Source organism: Microvirga puerhi, assembly GCF_020089865.1.
GTDB classification, from domain to species: Bacteria; Pseudomonadota; Alphaproteobacteria; order Rhizobiales; family Beijerinckiaceae; genus Microvirga; species Microvirga puerhi.
Genome location: NZ_JAIRBM010000026.1, coordinates 42,744 through 62,222, shown reverse-complemented (window position 1 = coordinate 62,222; position 19,479 = coordinate 42,744). Strand labels below are relative to the sequence as shown.

Below are 19,479 nucleotides of genomic sequence, written 5' to 3'. Positions count from 1 at the left end.
TCTTCCACCTCTGGGCTTGGCGGGCTCCGGCGGCAGGAGCGGCTCAACGGCCGCCCACAGAGCTTTGGAAACAAGAGGTTGGGCCATGCCAAACCAACGCACTCACGCCAGTTTTGTTAGGCGCTCTAAATCAACTCTATCTGCCAACAGCAGACCTTCCTATTTCACAGATTCATTTTCGGGGAAGCCCGCTCAGCGAACCTGACTGCGTGGTAATGTACAGGCCTGAATGGCGAAGTTGTTAGAATAGTATCTTTTCATACATCTTGAGGTGCTGGCCTAGAGGAATATATGACCAGCACCCTTCCCATGTACCATGGGACCTTCCTAGAGAAGGCTCTCGGCATTCTCCCACAAGATCCTCGCATCCATACCCTGCTCGCAGGCGGCTCGTTGATCCACGGCGGCATGGATGAGTTCTCCGATCTCAATTTCGTCGTAGTCGTGGAGGAGAACGCGTATGATGAGGTTCTCGCCGACAGGTTGGCGATCGCTCTCCGCCTTAGACCGTTGCTAAGTGCTTTCACGGGCGAGCATGTTGGGGGAGCCTCGCCTCCTGATCTGTCTCTATGGGCCCGAACTCCTCCATATCGATTTGAAGTTCATCACGATGTCCGACCTGGAACGGCACGTCGAGCGGCCACTTGTCCTTTGGTCCCGGGATAAGGGTGCCGTCGAAGAAATATTGGATCGAGCGGATATCCGTTGGCCGAACATGGATCCAGATTGGTTCAAGGCACGGGCTTGGATCTGGCTCCACTATGGAGCGGCCAAAGCCTTGCGAGGGGAACTCTTGGAGGCCATCAGCATGCTGGTCTTCTTCCGTGATCAAGTTCTGGGGCCGATGCTCCACCGCCGTGCGGAGCGCCAGCAGCGGGGTGTGAGACGAGTTGAGGCTTATGGACTCGGCAAAACGGGGCAACTGGCCGCCACGGTCTCACGCCATGATTTCCGATCAGTGAAGACAGGTCTCGTTGCCGCCATCAATCTTTATCTCGAGCTCCGCGCGGACGAGCCGCCGCGCTCGGAGGTGAAAGGCATGCCCGAAGCCCTCTTCGATTTCCTGGGGTACGAGGCAGGCAATGCAGCTCGCGTGTAAGTTGGTCCGCTGGACATTCGCTGCATTTGGCGAGGATACTTTCAGCATAAAATACAATACCGAAACGGTTGGCGTCTTTCCGACGGTCCAGCTAAATAGACCTGCGCTGCCACCGTATCGGGGCTGAGTTCAAAGCAAATTTGGGAAAGTAGTGATGTCGGTTGATTTTCAGGGGAGCTATATCGATAGAGCGGCCCTCGTCATCATGCACTATCAAGTCGACGTGTTTGACATCCTCTTCGGGAAGCAGCCATCGCCGTTGCTGGATCGGTGTAACGCTCTGATCCGGCGCTGGCGCGCCACTGGCCGACCGGTGTTGTTCCCCAACTTTTCGCTGGGCGGCGAATATGAACATGCTCCGCCAGCGACTAACCGCCAAATCTCGCCGTATATTCCGAGCGGACGATTTCGTACCGGTCTGCCCGTCGAAGGCCTTGCGATTGAACGGGGCGACCTCTCCTATGCATGCCCGCGGGCTAGCGTTTTTCATGGCACCTCGCTCGATGCCGACCTTCGGACACGGGGCGTAAACACGCTTGTCATGGCCGGGATAAGTACCACCGGCGTTGTTCTTTCAAGCGTCGCCTGGGCCAGCGATGCGGACTACGACCTCCGTCTGGTCCAGGACTGCTGCTACGACCCGGATCAAGATGCCCACGAGGCTCTATTTCGTTCCGGATTCGGCGGACGCGTAAAGGTCGTATGAAACCGGAATGTCACTTGTGGGTCGGGAGGCGAAGTTCGCCGTCGTTTTGGAACGTCTTGTCCTGCCCACATGAGCGGACTTTCCGTTTACTTCCGCGTCGCGCCACTCTCGGACCTTCACGAGTCTAGGGTTAGAATGGCGCGTAAACCCGGCTACGGACCCTGAGCAGGAGCTGTTCGGCAAGGGGCCCGACCATCCAGGTCCTCATGGGGTGCATGCCTCGGCGATCGACAGGCTGTTCTCGTAGAGGTGATGTCGGGTGATCCGGCCGCCCTCGACGGTAAGGCGCAGCGCGAACGGTCCCTCGAAAGACTCTCCCGTTACGCGTACGGTCCCTGACAGGCGCCCCATCAAGACAGCGTCGGTGCCGTCGACGAGGAAGGTGTCGACGGAGGCACGCGCATCCTCGGGTACGGTGTGCTCCATCAGTTCCGTGAACAGGGCCGCGCATTCGGCGGCAGTGGGCCTTGGGCGGATCCAAGGGGCGGCGGGATTCTCGGCGAGCAGCCAGCCGACCTCGTTGGAGAAGAGCACAACGAGCCGCTCGGTGTCCCCGGCCAGCCGCGCGGCAAGGAACGGTTCCGTCGCAAATTCGGAGAAGGGATGAGAAACTAGCAGATGCTTGTGATCAGCTCATGCGGTGAGGTGGTCGAACTGTTCGGCGAGCGATGGCTGTTGCTTACAGGCATACATCGCCTGGCCTTTTCGCATTATGTGAACCAGCTCGATGCCGCCCGGGATCACGCGGGCACTGGCCACAGACTGGAACCCGAGCATCGGTCGCACTCGCCTCTTGATGGCCCGATGGTCCTGCTCAATCCGGTTGTTGAGGTAGGCACTTTGGCGGATGCGAATGGGTTTCAACTCCTGCCCTAACCGATCCTGGAGCCGGTCTGCGGCATCGCAGGACAGGATTGCCTGCCGGTTCGTCTGACGGCCGTCGATGACAATCCGTTTAGGACGGCCACGCCGTTTGAGGGGCGTGCGTAAAAAACCGTTTGGCCGCAGTGAGATTCCGCCTTTCGCTGAACCAGAACTCGACGGTGTCCCCGTTGCTGTCGATGGCGCGATCCAGATAGCGCCACTGGCCTCGGACTCTGACATAGGTCTCGTCGATGTGCCATCGGCCTGTGATGGCTCTCTTGCGTTGATCGAAGCGCTCCAGCAGCTCAAGCGCGTATCGTAATGTCCAGCAATGAATAGGCGCGTGATCAACGGCGATGCCGCGCTCCGTCATCCTCTCTTCCAGATTCCGGAGGCTGAGATTGTAAGCCAGATACCACCGCACGCAGAGCAGGATTACCGAACGATCGAAATGTCTGCTCTTGAACACGCTACCACTCCGTCTCTAAAGCGAGGGAGCAGTAGCTGAAACTATGAAACAAAGAGTTTGCACAGAACCATCGGAGGCGGATCAGGCAATGCCCGGACGCAGATCGCAAATCGCGCCTGTTCACAACCGCGTCTTGCGTGCACTGGCACGCACACGGGAAATCGACTGCCAACCTCGTCGCCGAGGTTGTCGGGCAATGACAATCGGGACGCGGGGCCGGGAAACGGTCGCTCCGGCGTGGCCCACGGACGCCCGCCTCGTTCGCACTCCCAGTGCTTCCCGACGCGCCACCACTCCCGGCGTGCAGTCAGGAGCGGCGGTGTCGTGGGGCGAGCCGCAGTTCAGACGACGCGACGGATCCGCTGGGCCGATTTCTCGGCCTGGGCAGTCATCGTCCGCGTGGCCTCGTCGGCGATTTGGATTGCGAGCTCGGCCAGGCGGCGGCTGTTCCCGATCGTCTGCTCCAGGTTGTCGCGCACCAGCGCGCTTTGAGCCGCCGCCAGATCCGCGACAGACCGGCAACAGGCCAGGGCATTCAGGTGCTCGAGGTTCTTCTGCCAACGCCGCTGGCTCAGCTCGAACGCCTCATGGGAGATATCCTGGAGACCGTGCGTCAGGGCGGTACTTGACTGCGCCACGGCCCGGAGATTGTGCGAGGCCTCTTCCGTCACCTCCTGCGCCTTGCTGTCCCGCTGGCCCAGCGCCTGCATGGCTTGTCCGGTTGAGCGGCGGGTCAGGTCCGAGAATGCACCCAAGCTGTTCTCCAGTATCTCCTGCATGGCGCGCGCCATGGTATGGGCGCTTTCCACGCCGGTACGCAGGGTGTCTGCCATGTCCTCGGTGAAGCGCTGAACGGTTTCCACCTGCTCGCGGCTACGGTGGGCTTCGTTGCGCTTCAACCCGTCAAGGTTCGCCATCTCATCCTCCACTTGCTCAGCGACCGCATTGGCTTCCTCATCGCCCAGGACCTTGAGCACCGCGGGAAGCAGTTCCTTCCGATCGTCCCGGATGTGCTGCTGAAAGTTGCGCCTCAGCTCGGCGACCTTGCCCAGGAAGTCGCTGCCGTTCTTCGGCATGCGCTCGAGTTCGGCCAGGAGCGCACGGGTTTCCTGATTGTCGTTGCTGGCCTCGCCTACGAGATCCTGCATTCCGTGCCGGCGCAGCACGGGAAAGAGGTGCTCCTCCTGTAGGGTCGCCAAGAGCTCCAGCTCCTGCTTGAGATTATGGAAGAGCCGCTCACGAGTCTTGATTGCATTGCCGGACGTGGCGAGCAGCTTGTCGAAAAGCTCGTTCGCCTTGTTCGGCGGGGCTTGGCTGAATCGTCTGTTCGTTGTCATTGTCCCTCCCTCGCTATTGAAGCCATGGTCCCAAGCGCTCGTGCCTGGGCCACGCGGCATGACATTCGGTCTCGCTTGAACCAAAACGCGTCACGCAGATGCCCGAGCGGACGGCGGAACTCTGCGCCTGCTGTCGGCCAACTCGTCTGACATCACGTTGCTACTGAAGTTCCAGGGCGCTTGGCCCTGAGTCCTGGCCGCCCGCTGCACGGCCAAGGATTGCTTTGATTGATCCCTGTTAATCGGCGATCGCGTCTGATGTTCCGGCCAGCCGTCGCGAAAGCGAACAAGGCTGCGGCTGACTGGAGATCACGGGAGACAATCCCGTAGGGAGCCCCCGGTGTCTCGAGCAATGCGGCCAGCCGGACTTCTCACTCGGCTGGCTCGGGCGCCCCGCTCGCCTCCGGAAGGCACAACACTATCCCTGAGTGCGGGTCGACCCACACCAACTGATCGATCATCTTCGTTACCCCAGGCACGTTCTCGGCCACCACCTTGGCCGCCTGCCGCTCGCGTTCATCGAGAATCGTGCCGGTCAGGGTGACCACTCCATTCTCGACATGAAACCGGAGGAACCTGCCGCCCCACTTCTGCTTGTCCAGCTCCGCCCGTACGGCCTCCCAGATCCGGTCGTCAGCGACGGCGTCGGGGGAGGCCGTCGGCAGGGTCCGCGCCAGGGCTCGCAAGACATCGGAGCGTGTCACAATCCCGATCAGCTTGCCGCTCTCGAGCACCGGCAGCCGCTTGATCCGATGACGGCTCATGGCCGTGACGACGTCCTCCAGCGGCGCATCTCGGCACGTCGTTACGGGATCGCTCGACATGACCTGCTCGACCTTCCGGCCATGAGTCCGGACATATTCATCGGCCAGTTTGCCGGCCCCACCGAAGAATTCCAGCCACGAGGAGCGCTTGCGTTCGGTGCCCAGCTCCCCTCTGCGCAGCAGGTCGCCTTCGCTGATCATCCCGACCAGCGTACCGTCCCGCGTCGTGACGGGAAGGCCACTGATCCGATCCGCCAGCATGAGCTTGGCGGCGTCAGCAATGGTGGTGGACGGCTCGACGCTGATCACCGGTGTGGTCATGACATCTCCAACGATCATGCGTCCCTCCTGATGCTATGGTCGCGTGCTTCTCGGGCGGCCAAAGGCTCGACGTGCTTGGTCCGGATTGCGTAGCGGACCAGGCCAGTGGTGCCTCCGGCCTTGGACTTGCGCGCGGCAGCGGAACGGTGGATCGCGACGGCCTTGAGATCGAGGCCGAACCTAGGGCTGCCGGCCGATCCACTTCGCGAACTTGTCTCCGACGGCGCGGAGACCGAGGCCAAAGAACATGGCGCGGAATAACAAGGCCAGAAGCACGACAACAACTGCTCCAAGACCGACGAGGATGTAGGCGGAATCTCTCATCAGCGGACTCCGTAAGCAGGCCCCTGGAACGGCCCGTAGCTATCCCGATCGGGGTTCAGGTTCTTCTGCTGGACCTGACCATACCACTGCCCGGTCCCTCCGAGGACGCCGTTGACGTCGCACTCTGATCCGGCATTCGGCAACGGCCTTCATGGTGGCCGCCCCGGATGGCCCTGCAACAGCCCCGACAGCGGGATGTTGACCGTCGCGAAAACAGCATGGCTCTGGAGGCGGCGGAAGGAGTCGAACCCGAAATAGGCCCGCAGGTTGGTGTAGATCTCCTGGCTGCTCACCTTGACACTTGATGTCCGTAGCGGGTCAGGCAGTGAAGTTCCTGGGGCTTTCGGAATGTCTGGTTCAGTAAGAATTGCTGCCTCGGACTGAGGTCTCAGGTGTGCCATTTCCAGACTTTCCGACAGCACGGCTGCGTTCATGGCGCTGCCGTTCACCCAATCCATGACCATGAGCTCCTACTTCGCTGTGCCTTCTCGCAGCCCCGCCAACACCTCGTCCATGTTGAAGCCAGTTGCCTTCTGTCGTTGCGGGAAGTCCCTTAGTGTCACGTTGCTCTTAATTTTGAGATTCGTCGCGTTGGGTGTCGAGCAGCGACATTCTTTGCCCTTAAAGGCGAGAGGCCGATCAGGTGTGTTCGCTACTCTTTGATCCCTGCCTGTGACCGCGGTGCCGGATCCGGCGCGCGATCCGATCGACGGTGGCGCGCGACCGGGCTTGCTGGTGAGAGGTCGGGAGCCAGGCGACCTTGGCGACCTCTGTCAGGTCCCGTTCCATTCCATCGCAGCCAGCCGCACGCCCCTGTCAATGCTGTCTCACTTTGAGGGGAAAGAGCCTCGAGTTTAGAGGCAAAATCTCACATCGAGCGGCAAAGGATTGCCGGTGATGGTGTTGAGTTCCTGATCTCGCCTTGAGGGGCAAAGCGACAACAGCAAAGACGGCAGTCGCAGCAAGAACAACGTTGGACAGAGCACGCATAGAGTCCTCCGGACGTGAGACGTCTCGGGAATACGTCAAGCACGCGGCAAATTATCCGTTGTCCTCACCAAAAGGGGAGACGCTTACCTCTTTGGGATGCGACAGCCGTCCACCCCCATTCAAAATTGCCGGCTTTTTGAGGTTCTGCGCGGGGTCTTTCACTGCGGTGACGTGTTTGTATGCGCAACGCCTCACGTAGAGCGAGTGATGCCCGATCAAGATAAGCCCAGTCTCCCCCGGTCCCACCGATCTCAGAACAAGAGCGACGCCGAGAAGCGCGGCGAAGTGGCTCGGGCCAAAGCGCATGTGAAGGCGCTGCTGCAACGGATTCCGCGGGCGAGCCGCTAGTCGCACCAGCGGCGGTCATCACCGCAGGCGCCGTGAATGCAGCGGCGGCGCAATGGCGAAGCGGCTCTCCTGGACAGGACGATCTGGTAGACGCTTGCGAAATCACGTAACCTGAAAGGCACTGCGGGCCGTGTGACCGAAGCGACCTACGGACCTGACTGATGGGCTCGCACCATGAGAATTCTCCTCGTCGAGGATAACAGAAAGCTCTCTGAGTGGCTGTCGCGGCTTCTGGCGGACCGGACCTATACGGTCGACCAGGCCTTCGATGGCGAGGAAGCTGATGCCGCCACCCTCCTGCATCCCTATGCATTGATCATTCTCGACCTCGGGCTGCCGGGGATGAGTGGCCTGGAGTTCCTGAAACAACTCAGGGCCCGTCGCGATCTGACCCCGGTTCTCATCCTGACCGCCAGCGACAAACTGAGCGACCGGGTCGCAGGGCTCGACAGCGGAGCCGACGACTACCTCGCCAAGCCCTTCGAGACCGAGGAGCTGGAGGCGAGGATCCGCGCTCATTTGCGGCGGGCGCATGGGCAGGCCACGGCAACAATCAGCGTCGGCACGCTGACCTTCGACACCAACACGCGGGTCTTCACCCTCTCCGGGGCGCCCTTGGGCCTGACGCCGCGCGAACGGTCCGTTCTTGAAGTTTTGATCAACCGTGTCGGGTCGGTGGTCCCTAAGGAGGCGCTTGCGGCTGCCATTTTTGGCTTCAACGAGGATGCCGATCCGAATGCGATCGAGATCTACGTGCACCGCATCCGCAAGAAAGTCCTCGGAAGCGGCATCGAGATCTCGACGTTGCGGGGACTTGGCTACATGCTCCGGGGAAGTGATGACGGTTCGCACTAGCCTGCGCGCTCAGCTCCTGGCGTGGATTCTCGGGCCCCTGACGTTGCTGCTGGGGGTGAATCTCTGGATCAGTTTCTCGAGCGCCAAGATCACCGCAGGGCTTGTCCAGGATACGGCCTTGCTGGCCTCGGCGCGCAGCATCGCCGAGCAGATCAGCGAGAGGGATGGGACGATCGAGGTTCTGATTCCGCCCTCGGCCATCGAACGCTTCTCCTCATCAGACCGGGACCGGGTCGTGTACCGTGTCCTCGGCCCGGCTGGGGATCTCCTGGCAGGATATCCCGATGTCCCGTCGCCACCGAAGCCGATCCGCGCCCTCGAGGCACAATGGTACGACAGCCGCTTCCGGAGCCTTCCAATCCGCGCGGTCGCGCTCGGACAACCCCTGACCGGCGGGGAGGCGCAGCCGGCAACGGTCATTGTCGGCCAAACCCTGCAAAGCCGCAGCCGCATGGAGCATGATCTCTGGCTCCGCACCGCCTGGCAGCAGGCCCTGCTGGTCGCGACGGCGGGGATTCTGGCCCTCATCGGACTGGCACGGGGCCTCAGACCCTTACTGCGGTGGCGGGACGCCGTCAGGGCCCAGGATCCGCGCTCCCTCAGTCGCTTCGATTCCGATGCCGTTCAGAGCGAGCTGAAGCCTTTGGTCTTGGCGCTGAATGCCGCAATCGGACGGATTGAGGAGCAGATCAAGCAGCGGCGCCAATTCATTGCGGATGCAGCGCATCAATTGCGTACCCCGCTGGCGCTTCTGCGGACGCAGGCCGCCGTCGGGCGCAAGACCGCAAAGGTTGCAGAGAAGGACGAAACGCTCGATGCGATCGCGACCACCTCCGCCGAGATGACACGCTTGACCAATCAGCTTCTCACTCTTGCCAGAGCCGGTTCCGTGAGCACGATCACCCATCGAACCATGGTTGATCTCGCGAACGTCCTTCGCGCCGTTCTGACCGCGGAGGCACAACGCGCGATCACCGGTGGCCTGGAACTCAGCTTCGAGTCCGTCGCAGAGCCGGCCTTGGTTTGGGGCAATCAGAGGCTTCTGACGGAACTCGTCACCAATCTGGTCGACAATGCCCTGCGTTATACCCCGGCGGGCGGCGCCATTGTGGTCAGCGTTACCAAGGGTCACCAGACGGTGTGCCTAACGGTAGCTGACACGGGCCCCGGAATTCCGCAGCGCGAGAGAGAGCGAGTCTTCGAGCGCTTCTACCGGACGCCCGGTGTCAGTGTGGAAGGTTCCGGCCTCGGCCTCGCCATCGCCCGGGCGATCGTCGAGGCGCATAGAGGTCAGATCATGTTGAAGGACCCGGCCGACGGGCCGGGTCTCGTCGTCGAGGTCCAGTTGCCAGCGGTGGAGCTGGTCAACTGACGGACTGTTCATTCGTGGCCGTCGCCGACCGGAGCAGGACGCCATCGCGCAAGACGCTGTTCCAGCAAGGTCATCAAATATTCTGCCGTGAGAACCACGACGACGATGATGACGATCGAGGCGTACATCTCAGCCGTGTCATGGACGCCGCGGGCGGTCTGGATGATGAAGCCGATTCCATAGCGCGCGCCGATGAACTCGCCGACGATCGCGCCGACGATGGCGAACCCGAAGCTGATATGCAGGCTGGCGAAGATCCAGCTCATGGCCGACGGGATGATCACGGAGCGGGTCACCTGCCAGGGCGAAGCCCCCAGGATCTGAGCGTTGGCGATCATCGCGCGATCGGCCTCCAACACGCCCTGGAACGCATTCGAGAACACGACGAAGAACACCATGATGAACGACAGCGCCACCTTCGACCACAGCCCGAAACCAAAGAGCAGGATGAAGATCGGCGCCAGCACGACGCGGGGAATCGCGTTCAGCACCTTGATGTAGACGGACAGGACGTCGGAGGCCATCCGGTTGCGGCCGAGCGCAACGCCGAAGACGATCCCGAACACCGACCCGAAGAAGAAGCCGATCAAAGCCTCCTCCATAGTGATCCACAGATGATACCAGAGGGGGGCTTCGTCGGTGCCCTCGAGCACCAGTTCGTACAGCCGCTCGGCGATCGCCGAAGGATATGAATAGAAGAAGGCATCGATGATCCCGGTGCGCGCGGTCACCTCCCAGGCACCGAGCATGACGGCGAGAATGAAGCAGCGCCAGAAGATGACCGTGCGCTTGCGTTGGAGCGCTGCCGCGCGAGCGGCGGCTTCGATCTCGACATCCGAGGTACCGGGTGCGTAGAGGATGGCTCCGCCGCTCTGGATGGCAATGTCTGTCATGGTCGTTCTCGGTCAGGCTGCGGATTTCATGTCGTCGGAACTCATCTGGACCTCCTCCCTGAGGTCCTTCCAGATCGTCCGCGACAATTCGATGAAGTGCGGCTCGTAGCGGATCTCCGAGATCACACGTGGCCGCGGGATGTCGATGGCATGAATTGCCTTTACCGTGGCAGGCCGAGCCGTCAGCACGTAGACTTTGTCGGCAAGCCCGATCGCCTCCTCAAGATCGTGCGTCACGAACACCACCGAAGCCTTGGAGATCGACCAGAGCTGGAGCAGTTCCTCGTGCATGACGACACGGGTCTGCACATCAAGGGCGGAGAACGGTTCGTCCATCAGGAGGATCTCGGGTCCGTTGATGAAGGTCTGCGCCAGCGCGACGCGCTTGCGCATGCCGCCGGAGAGCTGGTGCGGGTAGTGCCTTTCGAACTTCGCCAGTCCGACCCGGCCAATCCAGTCGTGCGCGGCCTCGTAGGCTTCGGCGCGTGGCCTGCCGCGGAAGAGAGGCCCGGCGGCAACGTTGTCGATGACGTTCCGCCAGGGAAACAAGGCATCGGCCTGGAACACGAACCCGACGCGCGGATCGATCCCGCGCACGGGCTGACCCATGACGCGGACCTCTCCGCTCGAGGGCCGGCCAAGGCCGGTGATCAGGTTGAGGGTGGTCGACTTGCCGCAGCCAGTGGGGCCGACAAGGGCCACGAACTCTCCCCTAGCGACGGTCATGCTGAAGTCTTGCAGGGTCATGAACGACTTGCCATCCGGGCTGAGAAAGCGCCGGCTGACGTTGATCAGCTCGATGGCCGGCACGGACGGGTTTTGTTGATCTGACATGGCATTCTCTGGCTGCGGGACTTCGAACATCCGGCTTGCAAGGGTGAGCTGAGCGTAGGCCGCTCGACGGCAACGGCATGACGGTGCCTACAGGCCGCAGGGGCCGAAACTTCGTCCGCCTCGCGGTCTCCTGGTTGATGGCGGCCATTTCGGATCAGTACTCCGAAACGGCCGCCTTCGGAGGGCGTCAGGATTTCGGAGCGTTCTTCACGAACTCGCTCGTATAGGTCTTGGACAGGTCGATGGTCTTTCCCTTGACGTTCTTGGAGAAGCCGGACAGCACGGCCAGAACCGTCTCCGGCCCTCCCTCCGGCATGACGCCGTCCGGGGTGAACATGGCCTTTCCGTCGGCGAGCGCCTTGACGTAACCCTCCCGGTCTCCGACCAGGTATTCCTTCGGCATCTTGTCGGCGATCTCGTCTGCCGAGTGCGTGCTGATGTACCGCAACGTCCTGACGAGGGCATTCGCGAGCTTCTGCGTCTCCGCCTTGTGCGCGTCGACCCAGGAGGTCTGCATGTAGAGCGACGTTGCCGGATAGGTCCCGCCAAGGGCGGCCTTGGTCGCCTCCGCCGAGCGGAGATCGACAAGAACCTTCGCCTCGCCTGTCTTCAGCAGGCGCGAGACGGTCGGTTCGGTGGTCATGCCAGCCTGGATCTTGTCCTGCTGTATGGCGGCGATGAAGGTATCGCCGGCGCCAACCGGCACCGAGGTGAAATCGCCGAGCTTGACGCCATACTTGACCGCCAAATACTGGGTCAGGAAGTTCGTCGAGGACCCCAGCCCGGTCACGCCCAGGCTCGTTCCCTTGAAATCGGCCGGCGACTTGATCTCGGGATGCTTCGTGGAGACCAGCTCGACCTCGCCCGGTGCCTGGTTGATCTGGACGACCGACTCGATGAACTTGCCCTTGGCTTGCAGGTCAACACAATGGTCGTAGAAGCCGCCGACGCCCTGCACGGCGCCGGCCAGCAGCTCATCCTCGGCGTCGACACCGGAAGGCTCGGTCAGCAGCTCGACATCGAGACCCTCGTCCTTGAAGTAACCCAAGCGCTGCGTCAGCATGAAGGGCAGGTAGATCTGTTTCTCGAGCCCTCCGACCATGATGGTGATCTTGTCGGCGGCCGAAGCCGGCTTCGGCGCGAGTGCGCCGCTTGCGAGCACCGTTGCGGTGAGCAGGCCAAGCATCTTGAGACGATGTGTCAGCATCGGTTTCCTCTCCTACGCGTTTCCTCGGACTGGTTGTTGTTATTGGGATCCAGCCATGGTCGGACCGTGGCATGCGAAGCTTTCAGTTCGCTTTCAATGAGGCGCCGGATCATGCGCCTTTGGTCTGACAATGCGCACGTGCCAATGGTTTGGTATGCCGAAACGAGGCATGCCTACCATAAAGGAAGCGGGATAAAAGGCTCTGTCGCAATTTCTGGCGATCGACACAGAGATGCCAGAGCGCATGGTAGTCGCTTATGCGACGAGCGCCTCGAACTGCTCGGCAAGTGAGAGGTCCGAAAGACAGGCGCACTTCGCCTGTTATTTGCGCATCATGTGAACCATCTCAATCCCGCCCAGGATCACGCGGGCACTCTGCGTTGATTTGAAACCGAGCATCGGACCAGTGCGCCGTTTGATAGCGCGATGATCCTGCTCAATGCGATTGTTGAGGTAGGCACTTTGGCGGATCCTGATCGGCTTGGGCCGACGCCTGGAACGATCCAGCAGACGGCTTTCAGCGTCACACAGCAGGATGGCTTCCCGGTTCGTCTGGCTCCCGTCGATCACGATCCGCTCTGGACAACCGCGCCTCCTCAGCGCCTTGCGCAGAAAGTGTTTGGCCGCGGTGAGATTCCGCCTTTCGCTGAACCAGAACTCGACGGTGTCGCCATTGCTGTCGATGGCGCGATAGGGATACATCCAACGCCCGCGGACTTTGATGTATGTTTCGTCCACATGCCATTTCCGGCCCACAGGTCGCTTGCGGCGGTTGAACTGCTCCAGCAACTCAGGTGAGTAATGCAAGACCCACCTATGAATAGTGGCATGGTCGACTGCGATGCCGCGCTCGGCCATTATCTCCTCGAGATTGCGAAAGCTCAGGCTGTAGGCCAGATACCACCGGACGCATAGAGGATGACCGAGCGATCGAAATGTCTACCCTTGAACACCCGTTTCTCCGCTACTGAGACCGCTCTCCCAGTAGCTGAAACTCTGAAATAAAAAGTTTGCGACAAAGCCTGGGAAACTCCGGTGCGCCGGTGGGAGCCGCGGTTGATCCGCGGATTAGATTCTCCGTAAACGCGTAGCCAAAAGAACATTCCGTATATCCAACCTTCATAATAGCCCAAACCGCCCTTCACTGCCGCCGCCCGACTTGTATACCACTATGTACAGAATTCTGGATACGAAGTGCTCTTATGACCAATCAAATGAACAAAACTTGACCTCGCCCCAAGCACCATGGCACAACGTACAAAATTCTGGACGTGAGAAGGCCTCATGTCCATTCAAATGAACAAAGCAGGTGCCTACCGTGCCGCGCCAGAGAAGCTACTCTAGAGTCACGCGCCAAGCCCTCACCATGCTTGGCAAGCTGATCCGCGTCGGCCGCGCCGAGCGCGGCCTGACCGCGCAGGAACTGGCCGACCGCGCCGGCATCAGCCGCACGACCCTGTCCAGCATCGAGAAAGGCGCGCCGGGCCCTGAGATCGGCATCGTCTTCGAGGTCGCCTCGCTCGTCGGCGTACGCCTGTTCGACTATGACGAGCGCACCCTGCAAATGCACAATGCCCGCCTTGACGAAAAACTGACCCTGCTGCCGAAGAGCGTCCGCCATGCCGTGAAGGGGGTCGATGATGACTTCTAGGGCGGACGCTACCGAAGCCTTTGTCTGGATGTGGCTCCCGGGCGCAACGGAACCGGTGGTCGCGGGCCGCCTCGATCAGGATGGCGATCGCCTGCTCTTTACCTATGGCGCCAGCTACCGGCGCCGTAAGAGCGCCATTTCCCTCTATGAGCCGGAACTGCCGCTTCAGGAGGGCACGATTGTCCCGATCAACGGCCTGTCGATGGCAAGCAGCATTCGCGACGCCTCGCCGGATGCCTGGGGCCGCCGTGTCATCATCAACAGGCTGACGGGCAAAAAGCCCGACGCTGCCGGCGTGCCGGAGATCAGCGAGCTGACCTTTCTGCTCCAGTCAGGCTCCGACCGGATTGGCGCCCTCGATTTTCAGGCATCAGCCACAAAGTATGTCCCCCGCCTTGCCGCACAAGCCTCGCTTGACGAGCTCATTGAGGCGGCCGCCTTCATCGAAAAAGGCGTGCCCCTGACACCGGCGCTCGACCAGGCCCTTAATCACGGCACGTCGATCGGCGGCGCACGCCCCAAGGCTCTGATTGATGACGGCGCGAAGAAATTCATCGCTAAATTCTCGGCGACCAACGACACCTACAGCGTTGTGAAGGCCGAATTCATCGCGATGAGGCTGGCGACCGCCTGCGGGCTCAACGCCGCGTCCGTGGCGATGACCCGTGCCGCGCAAAAGGACGTGCTGCTGATCGAGCGCTTCGACCGCACGCACACAGAGAATGGCTGGACGCGCCACGCGATGGTCTCGGCCCTGACCATGCTGGGCCTTGATGAGATGATGGCCCGCTATGCGTCCTATGAGGACCTCGCCGAGCTCATCCGCCACCGCTTCACTGACCCTAAAGACACGCTCAAGGAGCTCTACGGACGAATTTGCTTCAACGTACTGTGCGGCAATACCGACGACCACGCCCGCAACCATGCCGCCTTCTGGGACGGCAGGATGCTCACGCTTACGCCTGCCTATGACATCTGCCCGCAAAGCCGCACCGGCAACGAAGCCACGCAGGCCATGCTCATCAAGGGCGATGGCCGTGCCAGCACGCTCGCCACTCTGCTCGCCGCCGCGCCGGATTATCACCTGAAAGAGGCTGAAGCCGCTGCGCTGATCGAACACCAGATCACGACCATCGCCGAACACTGGCAAGACGTCTGTGACGAAGCAGACGTGAGCGCCGTCGACCGCAAGCTTTTCGCCGGACGCCAGTTTCTCAACAGTTATGCCCTTGAAGGCCTTAATAACCGCAAGGCGCTGCAGGATACCTTCCGCGCCGCGCACAACACGCTGCTCACCAGCGAAGGCGCCTGACGATGACAGCGCCAAGGCAGCTCAAAAGACGCGCATGGCCGGGAGCATTACTCCGCTCCCTCGGCCATGCTTCATGGGCTGCCGAGCAGACCGCCTCCGGCTTCACCTTCCTGGGCAGCCGCCATCAGGCGCCCTTTTCTTCCTGGGCGGGCCCGGCGCAGAGGCTCTGTCGCAATTCCGGAACAAGGACGAGAAAGCAGCAGGTGTTCCATTGGTTCTGTCGCATGGTTCTGTCGCAAACTCGGTCTTTACTTATCTATACTGTGGAGTTCGCGCTGACCGGCTGCTGTAAAATCAACGACTTAGCGCGACCGTCATGACCGAAAATGGCGCTAAAAAACGCCTATACTTCGAGCTTGCGACAGAACCCGAAGATTAGCATCCCCCTTCCCTCCCCTGCTTTGCGGGAGGCCTTGGCATCGCCGGCGGACGAGCGCGGCGCTCGTCTTGCCGAGGAGGCCATGCGTCGGGAGTTCAGAGGCCTCGACGTGGCTCTGTCTCGACGCCTGACGAATGCCGATCAACGCGCGATCGCAAATGACTAGTTCGAAATCCTATCGCGATCCCTCGGCATCAAGCCCGAGGCTGCGCGGGAAGTCGCGACGTTGGTCAAGCAAGTGAACACTGGCCGCGAGGCCCTGCGGACCATCGAACACGCCCAGGAACGTTCAAGATCTGGACCGTGCATCGAACGGTAGCGGGCTTCAGTTTCGGCAGGGGATTGCCTTCACATTGATAGACTAGTGAGCGCGGGCCGGAGGTTCCGGCACAGGGCTGACTTGCTCCGGACGCTTTACCCGCATGCCGCGACAATGCGGGATCTCCTCCTTGCCTCCGTCGGATAGGCGTCACTGACACACCGCGCCAACACACGTTATGAAAACTTGGCTACAGCAGGAATTTTCAGCTGACTTCGACCGTCGCCCATCACTATGCGGGCAAGGCACGATTCACTGCTCAAGATCCAAGTTCAGCAACAAAAAGAGCGCCCAGGGGCGCTCTCAAGGGAGATAAAAGCCGGTCCTATGAGCGCACGCGATTACGGTAGCGCCTGACCAGAGCATATCCGCCGGCGAGAAGCAGAAACGGCAGACCAACTCCGGCCAGTGGTCCGGGTGCACCCTTGTTCTGACCAGGTGCATTGGGGTTGCCGCCGGGGCCGCCAGCCCATGGCGGCGGTCCAGGATTGCCACCTGGAGCAGCAACAGCGGCGAATGAACCCATGACACAGGCGACTGCCGCCGCAACGAGGCTCTTGTGTAATATGTTCATCGACATCTCCCAGGAATGGCGCGTCTCTTGTAGCGCATCGCCCCCTTCAATTGTGGCAACTACCCCGGAAGGTCCCACGCCTATACCATTGAGGTCCCATTCGGCGGCGTAGCAGCAAGAACTGCTCCATTCGCTCGCTTCCTTCCGCTTCGGAACCTGACACATGCGGGGGCTTTAGCTTTACGATGCAGAGCTTTCTCATCTACAGCGCCCAAACCCGAGCTTGGCCGATTTGGGTCCGTTATTTCATGGCGTCTATCATTGTTGCGGGGATGGTACTTCTGCGCCAAAGCTTAGCAGTCTATGTCCCAGCCCCTCTATATCTGCTGTTTTTCCCGGCCATTCTCATCAATGCCGCGTTGTTCGACCGCGGCACAGGCATCTATTCGGTCGTACTGAGCGCCGCATTAGCACGCTATTTCTATTTCGAGCCGACTGGCAGCTTTGCTCTTGCTGATGCTCGCACCAATGTCGGCCTTCTGCTGTTCATCGGCATCGGTTGCGCGATCAGCTTCATCATCGAGGCGCTCCACACGACTGCCCATCGCCTGATCGAGGCCAATCAGCGCCTTGCAGCCGCAGAACGAGAAAAAGAACTCCTGTTTCAGGAAGCCGGACATCGCATCAAGAACGACCTCGCCATGATCGTGGCACTGGTCCGCCTTCAGGAGCGCACAGAGAAGGATCCGCATGTGCGAGATACGCTTGCCACTACGGCCAACCGGATCCATGTGCTGAGCCGCGTGCACGAACGCCTACACCCGGGCGAGGGTACGACCTCGGTGATCAACATTGCCGACTTCATAACCGACCTGTGCGAGGACATCACGGCGTCGCTCATCGGTGCCCGTCCGATCGCCATCCGGACGAAGGTCGAGCGGCATTGGCTATCGCAAGAGCGTAGCGTTCCGATCGGGATCATCGTCAATGAGCTGGTGACGAACTGCCTGAAATATGCCTTTCCCGATGATCGCAGCGGGACGATCGTCATCGGGTTCGTGCGTCAGGACGAGTGTTATGAGCTGACGGTCACGGACGATGGCATCGGCCCTACGCACACAGTCGGCACTCGCCGCTCATCCGGTCTCGGACAGCGCCTCGTTCACTCGATGGCGGCACAACTGGGAGGCACCGCTAAGATCACGTTTGACGGCCCGGCGGGCGCTTGTGCGACCGTTCGCTTCCCAGTTTCCGTCGGCTGAAAGATGTCGCCTTAGGTGCTAGGGCTGCGCCCGATTCCTGTAGCGACGTACGAGCGCATAGCCGCCAGCCAGTAACAGAAACGGCAGGCCAGCGCCGGCTATCGGTCCTGGGGCACCGCGGTTCGAGCCACCACTGACGATGCCGCCTCCACCGCCATTACTCCCGCCGCTGTGATAACCGCCGGGAGATCCTCCAGGAGAGCCCCCAGGCGCGCCACTGGAATGCCCGCCGTGATCGCTCGAGAACGCCCAGCGTGCCCGCCACTTTCCGCCAGCCTCGGCCGGCGGCGCGGCCGTGCTCGCCACAGCAAAGGCCGCAGTTGCAGCAAGAAGAGCTTTCGACAGAGCACGCATGGGGTCCTCCGGATGTGAGATGCTTTGGAAATAACGCCAAACACACGGCAAATTATCCTTTGTCTTCTCCGTTAGAGGTGAGGCCTACCTCCTTCGAGCGCGACAGCCGCCAAACCTCTCCCAAAGAGCCAACTTCTTTAAGGGTTCACTGCGAGTTCTTTCACCGCACTGATGCGTTTCCTCGCGCAGCATACCCTGTGCCGTGTGAGCCATGTCCGATCCGAACAAGCCCAGTCCGCCTCCTGGTCCTGAGAATCCCAACTCAGGCTGGCGAGACACTGAAAAGCTCGCCGAAGCCGCGCGGGTCAAAGCGCATGTGATGGCACTATTGCGGCGGGTGCCCCGAGCGAGCCGCTAGCCGCGCCGAATGCTCCAGTTGTGAACGAGGGCTACACCGCCCATCAGGAGCATGCCGGCGAATGTAAAACCAACCCACTCGGTGAGCCGATGGGCCAGGAAATCGACACTCAGCGTGACGTCATAGATCGCGTGATAGAGATGGTGCGCCAAGGTGATCAGCATCCCCAGCTTGGCCCCGCTATACATGGCAAGCGGAACATCCCACAGTCGCCCAGCATGTTGCGCCTTCGACAACAACTGTAATGGGTTGGACCTCGCATCTAGATAGTGCTCCGGCTGAGTTAACTTCGGATCAAACCTTAACGTTTCTTCTGTTCGTTGGTTTCCTTAAGTGCTCATCGCGTGGCGGGGACTCCTCAATGAGGGATGCGTTTTTCCGCCGACTTGTTGGAAAGTCTTGCCAATAGAAGAGGCTGCCTCATGAAACGCATGATATTCGGTGTCGTCGCTGCGATTGCATGGCTTGGCACCGGCACTCTGGCCATAGCCCAGTCGACCACAATCACGATCAGCCCCGAGGAAGAGACCACCGTCACGAAGTACATCACCGAACATCCCATGACTTCGGCCGATGTTCCGGACGTCACCTCGGTCACGGTCGGCACGGAACTGCCCTCTTCTGTTGAGCTCCACACGGTGCCGAGCGTCCAGAAGTATCGGGTGGCGGTGATCAAGAACCGCACCGTCCTGGTCGATCCCGGCACCCGTAAGGTCGTCAAGGTGATTGAGACGAAATAGCTGCTGTCCATCGGCACCACGCGGCGCCAGGCTCGATCTTCAACTCGGTAGGGATCTGCCATCCCTCCCGAGTTGGAAGGCTGCGTCAAACCACCTCCTGGGATTGCCTCTCCTTAGAAATTGCAAATCTTAGCCGGGACTAGCTTCGTCTTGGCGTATGCAGTCAGGAGGGAGCGCATGCGCCCCAATCCTTTTCTTGTTATCTGC

21 protein-coding genes and 2 pseudogenes are annotated in these 19,479 nt (G+C 60.9%); 9 read left to right on the top strand and 14 right to left on the bottom strand.

Annotation, left to right across the window (positions count from 1 at the left end):
* A pseudogene (locus K9B37_RS22695) lies at nucleotides 1–87 on the bottom strand (IS5/IS1182 family transposase); the annotation flags it as partial.
* Nucleotides 88–535: 448 nt separating this feature from the next.
* On the opposite strand from K9B37_RS22695, the gene K9B37_RS22690 reads away from it, so the two are divergent.
* Both K9B37_RS22690 and K9B37_RS22685 read left to right on the top strand, forming a co-directional pair.
* Nucleotides 536–1,099: a hypothetical protein gene (locus tag K9B37_RS22690; protein ID WP_224315814.1), complete on the top strand. Its 564-nt coding sequence runs from the start codon at nucleotides 536–538 to the stop codon at nucleotides 1,097–1,099.
* Nucleotides 1,100–1,253: 154 nt separating this feature from the next.
* A complete protein-coding gene (locus tag K9B37_RS22685) occupies nucleotides 1,254–1,805 on the top strand; it encodes a cysteine hydrolase family protein (protein WP_224315813.1) in 552 nt (183 codons plus the stop codon).
* Nucleotides 1,806–2,009: 204 nt separating this feature from the next.
* Here the strand turns inward: K9B37_RS22685 and K9B37_RS22680 are convergent, their stop codons facing one another.
* From K9B37_RS22680 to K9B37_RS22655, 6 genes are all read right to left on the bottom strand, one after another.
* Nucleotides 2,010–2,423, bottom strand: coding sequence for a nuclear transport factor 2 family protein (locus K9B37_RS22680; RefSeq protein WP_255616745.1), 414 nt, complete (start codon nucleotides 2,421–2,423; stop codon nucleotides 2,010–2,012).
* A 15-nt stretch (nucleotides 2,424–2,438) separates the two neighbouring features.
* Nucleotides 2,439–3,138, bottom strand: a protein-coding gene (locus tag K9B37_RS22675) for an IS6 family transposase (RefSeq protein WP_224315812.1) whose coding sequence is annotated in 2 segments (ribosomal slippage) — nucleotides 2,439–2,783 and nucleotides 2,785–3,138 — 699 coding nt in all. Because the reading frame shifts where the segments join, the coding sequence is not laid out codon by codon here.
* Between the two features lie 341 nt (nucleotides 3,139–3,479).
* Entirely contained in the window at nucleotides 3,480–4,475 is a 996-nt protein-coding gene (locus tag K9B37_RS22670) for a phasin family protein (protein WP_224315811.1), read from the bottom strand.
* Nucleotides 4,476–4,846: 371 nt separating this feature from the next.
* Nucleotides 4,847–5,578, bottom strand: coding sequence for a CBS domain-containing protein (locus K9B37_RS22665; RefSeq protein ID WP_224315810.1), 732 nt, complete (start codon nucleotides 5,576–5,578; stop codon nucleotides 4,847–4,849).
* A gap of 162 nt (nucleotides 5,579–5,740) precedes the next feature.
* Nucleotides 5,741–5,884: a hypothetical protein gene (locus K9B37_RS22660; protein WP_224315809.1), complete on the bottom strand. Its 144-nt coding sequence runs from the start codon at nucleotides 5,882–5,884 to the stop codon at nucleotides 5,741–5,743.
* Nucleotides 5,885–6,033: 149 nt separating this feature from the next.
* Nucleotides 6,034–6,342 (bottom strand): hypothetical protein, encoded by a 309-nt coding sequence (locus tag K9B37_RS22655; protein WP_224315808.1) that lies wholly within the window; start codon nucleotides 6,340–6,342, stop codon nucleotides 6,034–6,036.
* Between the two features lie 1,054 nt (nucleotides 6,343–7,396).
* Between K9B37_RS22655 and K9B37_RS22650 the strand changes: the two genes are divergently transcribed.
* Both K9B37_RS22650 and K9B37_RS22645 read left to right on the top strand, forming a co-directional pair.
* The gene (locus tag K9B37_RS22650) at nucleotides 7,397–8,077 is read left to right on the top strand and encodes a response regulator (protein ID WP_224315807.1); all 681 of its coding nucleotides are present in this window, start codon (nucleotides 7,397–7,399) and stop codon (nucleotides 8,075–8,077) included.
* Nucleotides 8,061–9,449, top strand: coding sequence for a sensor histidine kinase (locus tag K9B37_RS22645; RefSeq protein WP_224315806.1), 1,389 nt, complete (start codon nucleotides 8,061–8,063; stop codon nucleotides 9,447–9,449). The genes K9B37_RS22650 and K9B37_RS22645 overlap by 17 nt, the downstream gene beginning before the upstream one ends.
* 8 nt (nucleotides 9,450–9,457) lie before the next feature.
* On the opposite strand, the gene K9B37_RS22640 is transcribed toward K9B37_RS22645, so the two are convergent.
* The 4 genes and pseudogenes from K9B37_RS22640 to K9B37_RS22625 form a co-directional block, all read right to left on the bottom strand.
* A complete protein-coding gene (locus K9B37_RS22640) occupies nucleotides 9,458–10,342 on the bottom strand; it encodes an ABC transporter permease (protein ID WP_224315805.1) in 885 nt (294 codons plus the stop codon).
* A gap of 12 nt (nucleotides 10,343–10,354) precedes the next feature.
* Nucleotides 10,355–11,176 (bottom strand): ABC transporter ATP-binding protein, encoded by an 822-nt coding sequence (locus K9B37_RS22635; RefSeq protein ID WP_224315804.1) that lies wholly within the window; start codon nucleotides 11,174–11,176, stop codon nucleotides 10,355–10,357.
* Between the two features lie 187 nt (nucleotides 11,177–11,363).
* Nucleotides 11,364–12,362: an ABC transporter substrate-binding protein gene (locus tag K9B37_RS22630; RefSeq protein WP_224315820.1), complete on the bottom strand. Its 999-nt coding sequence runs from the start codon at nucleotides 12,360–12,362 to the stop codon at nucleotides 11,364–11,366.
* 276 nt (nucleotides 12,363–12,638) lie between these two features.
* Nucleotides 12,639–13,336 (bottom strand): annotated as a pseudogene (locus K9B37_RS22625) (IS6 family transposase).
* Between the two features lie 413 nt (nucleotides 13,337–13,749).
* On the opposite strand from K9B37_RS22625, the gene K9B37_RS22620 reads away from it, so the two are divergent.
* The 3 genes from K9B37_RS22620 (at nucleotide 13,750) to K9B37_RS24730 (ending at nucleotide 15,891) form a co-directional block, all read left to right on the top strand.
* Nucleotides 13,750–14,034, top strand: a complete 285-nt coding sequence (locus K9B37_RS22620; protein ID WP_224315803.1) for a helix-turn-helix transcriptional regulator — start codon at nucleotides 13,750–13,752, stop codon at nucleotides 14,032–14,034.
* Nucleotides 14,024–15,346 carry a type II toxin-antitoxin system HipA family toxin gene (locus K9B37_RS22615; RefSeq protein WP_224315819.1) on the top strand — a complete coding sequence of 441 codons (1,323 nt, stop codon included), beginning with the start codon at nucleotides 14,024–14,026 and terminating at the stop codon, nucleotides 15,344–15,346. Before K9B37_RS22620 ends, K9B37_RS22615 begins: the two co-directional genes overlap by 11 nt.
* 413 nt (nucleotides 15,347–15,759) lie before the next feature.
* Nucleotides 15,760–15,891 (top strand): hypothetical protein, encoded by a 132-nt coding sequence (locus K9B37_RS24730; RefSeq protein WP_255616743.1) that lies wholly within the window; start codon nucleotides 15,760–15,762, stop codon nucleotides 15,889–15,891.
* Between the two features lie 478 nt (nucleotides 15,892–16,369).
* Here K9B37_RS24730 and K9B37_RS22610 read toward each other — a convergent pair whose 3' ends face one another.
* Entirely contained in the window at nucleotides 16,370–16,618 is a 249-nt protein-coding gene (locus K9B37_RS22610) for a hypothetical protein (RefSeq protein ID WP_224315802.1), read from the bottom strand.
* Between the two features lie 248 nt (nucleotides 16,619–16,866).
* Between K9B37_RS22610 and K9B37_RS22605 the strand changes: the two genes are divergently transcribed.
* The gene (locus K9B37_RS22605; protein WP_255616742.1) at nucleotides 16,867–17,820 is read left to right on the top strand and encodes a sensor histidine kinase; all 954 of its coding nucleotides are present in this window, start codon (nucleotides 16,867–16,869) and stop codon (nucleotides 17,818–17,820) included.
* A gap of 18 nt (nucleotides 17,821–17,838) precedes the next feature.
* Here K9B37_RS22605 and K9B37_RS22600 read toward each other — a convergent pair whose 3' ends face one another.
* Entirely contained in the window at nucleotides 17,839–18,174 is a 336-nt protein-coding gene (locus K9B37_RS22600; protein WP_224315800.1) for a hypothetical protein, read from the bottom strand.
* A gap of 354 nt (nucleotides 18,175–18,528) precedes the next feature.
* On the bottom strand, nucleotides 18,529–18,720 hold the full coding sequence (locus K9B37_RS22595; RefSeq protein WP_224315799.1) for a hypothetical protein: 192 nt from the start codon (nucleotides 18,718–18,720) through the stop codon (nucleotides 18,529–18,531).
* 234 nt (nucleotides 18,721–18,954) lie between these two features.
* Here K9B37_RS22595 and K9B37_RS22590 point away from each other — a divergent pair, with 234 nt between their 5' ends.
* Complete coding sequence (locus K9B37_RS22590; protein ID WP_224315798.1) at nucleotides 18,955–19,272, top strand: DUF1236 domain-containing protein; 318 nt, start codon at nucleotides 18,955–18,957, stop codon at nucleotides 19,270–19,272.
* The last annotated feature ends 207 nt before the right edge of the window (nucleotides 19,273–19,479 follow it).

What these genes read in the sequence shown, in the direction of transcription:
- K9B37_RS22690 (WP_224315814.1), top strand. Translation starts at nt 536, where the DNA reads ATGTTGGGGGAGCCTCGCCTCCTGATCTGTCTCTATGGGCCCGAACTC.
- K9B37_RS22665 (WP_224315810.1), bottom strand. Translation starts at nt 5,578, where the DNA reads ATGATCGTTGGAGATGTCATGACCACACCGGTGATCAGCGTCGAGCCG.
- K9B37_RS22630 (WP_224315820.1), bottom strand. Translation starts at nt 12,362, where the DNA reads ATGCTTGGCCTGCTCACCGCAACGGTGCTCGCAAGCGGCGCACTCGCG.
- K9B37_RS22670 (WP_224315811.1), bottom strand. Translation starts at nt 4,475, where the DNA reads ATGACAACGAACAGACGATTCAGCCAAGCCCCGCCGAACAAGGCGAAC.
- K9B37_RS22620 (WP_224315803.1), top strand. Translation starts at nt 13,750, where the DNA reads ATGCTTGGCAAGCTGATCCGCGTCGGCCGCGCCGAGCGCGGCCTGACC.
- K9B37_RS22590 (WP_224315798.1), top strand. Translation starts at nt 18,955, where the DNA reads ATGAAACGCATGATATTCGGTGTCGTCGCTGCGATTGCATGGCTTGGC.
- K9B37_RS22650 (WP_224315807.1), top strand. Translation starts at nt 7,397, where the DNA reads ATGAGAATTCTCCTCGTCGAGGATAACAGAAAGCTCTCTGAGTGGCTG.
- K9B37_RS22685 (WP_224315813.1), top strand. Translation starts at nt 1,254, where the DNA reads ATGTCGGTTGATTTTCAGGGGAGCTATATCGATAGAGCGGCCCTCGTC.
- K9B37_RS22615 (WP_224315819.1), top strand. Translation starts at nt 14,024, where the DNA reads ATGACTTCTAGGGCGGACGCTACCGAAGCCTTTGTCTGGATGTGGCTC.
- K9B37_RS22645 (WP_224315806.1), top strand. Translation starts at nt 8,061, where the DNA reads ATGACGGTTCGCACTAGCCTGCGCGCTCAGCTCCTGGCGTGGATTCTC.
- K9B37_RS22660 (WP_224315809.1), bottom strand. Translation starts at nt 5,884, where the DNA reads ATGAGAGATTCCGCCTACATCCTCGTCGGTCTTGGAGCAGTTGTTGTC.
- K9B37_RS22655 (WP_224315808.1), bottom strand. Translation starts at nt 6,342, where the DNA reads ATGGATTGGGTGAACGGCAGCGCCATGAACGCAGCCGTGCTGTCGGAA.
- K9B37_RS22605 (WP_255616742.1), top strand. Translation starts at nt 16,867, where the DNA reads ATGGCGTCTATCATTGTTGCGGGGATGGTACTTCTGCGCCAAAGCTTA.
- K9B37_RS22635 (WP_224315804.1), bottom strand. Translation starts at nt 11,176, where the DNA reads ATGTCAGATCAACAAAACCCGTCCGTGCCGGCCATCGAGCTGATCAAC.
- K9B37_RS22610 (WP_224315802.1), bottom strand. Translation starts at nt 16,618, where the DNA reads ATGAACATATTACACAAGAGCCTCGTTGCGGCGGCAGTCGCCTGTGTC.
- K9B37_RS22600 (WP_224315800.1), bottom strand. Translation starts at nt 18,174, where the DNA reads ATGCGTGCTCTGTCGAAAGCTCTTCTTGCTGCAACTGCGGCCTTTGCT.
- K9B37_RS22640 (WP_224315805.1), bottom strand. Translation starts at nt 10,342, where the DNA reads ATGACAGACATTGCCATCCAGAGCGGCGGAGCCATCCTCTACGCACCC.
- K9B37_RS22595 (WP_224315799.1), bottom strand. Translation starts at nt 18,720, where the DNA reads ATGTATAGCGGGGCCAAGCTGGGGATGCTGATCACCTTGGCGCACCAT.